This is a genomic window from Acinetobacter lactucae (genome assembly GCF_013344765.1).
GTDB classification, from domain to species: domain Bacteria; phylum Pseudomonadota; class Gammaproteobacteria; order Pseudomonadales; family Moraxellaceae; genus Acinetobacter; species Acinetobacter lactucae_A.
The window spans coordinates 1-393 of sequence record NZ_JABVBF010000446.1 but is presented as its reverse complement, the minus strand read 5'-3'; the positions used below and the strand labels follow the sequence as shown (position 1 = coordinate 393).

Annotated in this window: 1 pseudogene; it reads left to right on the top strand. The window is 53.7% G+C overall.

Annotation, left to right across the window (positions count from 1 at the left end):
• Positions 1 to 393, top strand: a pseudogene (locus tag HUN22_RS17780) (hemagglutinin); the annotation flags it as partial.

The window sequence follows — 393 nt, the reverse complement described above, 5'->3', positions numbered from 1 at the left end:
GCAATGTAGCGGATGCGGTGAGTGCAGATCAGGCTGTGAACCTGGGTCAATTACAAACTGCGACAACAGCAGCGAATGACAAGACCGATGCGCTAGGAACCAGTACAGCGAACAATCTGGGCGGTGGATCAAGCTATGACAGCACAACCGGTGCGGTGAGTGCGCCAACCTATACCGTGAACGGTACGGACGTAAATAACGTGGGTGCCGCGATCAGTGAGCTGGACAAAGGCTGGACGTTACAAAGCAATGGTGCAACGGCAGGCGCAGTGAAAGCGGGCGATGTGGTTGATATTGGTACGGTGACAGGCGAAAGCAACTTAACGGTCAGCAAGACCGGCAATACGATTCAGTATGGCTTGAAGCGAGATCTGGATCTGGACAGTGTCACCA